Origin of the sequence: Shewanella sp. 10N.286.45.A1 (genome assembly GCF_041470405.1) — a bacterium.
Taxonomy (GTDB): domain Bacteria; phylum Pseudomonadota; class Gammaproteobacteria; order Enterobacterales; family Shewanellaceae; genus Shewanella.
On the sequence record NZ_JBFRMK010000466.1, the window covers coordinates 1 to 242 of the forward strand.

Below are 242 nucleotides of genomic sequence, written 5' to 3' on the forward strand. Positions count from 1 at the left end.
TGTAAACGCTATAGTTAATTTAATTCTACTATTAAAGAATTGGTTGCGGGAGCTGGATTTGAACCAACGACCTTCGGGTTATGAGCCCGACGAGCTACCATACTGCTCCATCCCGCGTCCATGTAAACGCTATAGTTAATTTAATTCTACTATTAAAGAATTGGTTGCGGGAGCTGGATTTGAACCAACGACCTTCGGGTTATGAGCCCGACGAGCTACCATACTGCTCCATCCCGCGTCCG

2 tRNA genes are annotated in these 242 nt (G+C 45.9%); both read right to left on the minus strand.

Going from position 1 to position 242, the window contains the following annotated elements:
* Positions 1–40: 40 nt before the first annotated feature.
* A tRNA-Met gene (locus tag AB4238_RS22425) sits at positions 41–117 on the minus strand.
* A 44-nt stretch (positions 118–161) separates the two neighbouring features.
* A tRNA-Met gene (locus AB4238_RS22430) sits at positions 162–238 on the minus strand.
* Positions 239–242: the final 4 nt, after the last annotated feature.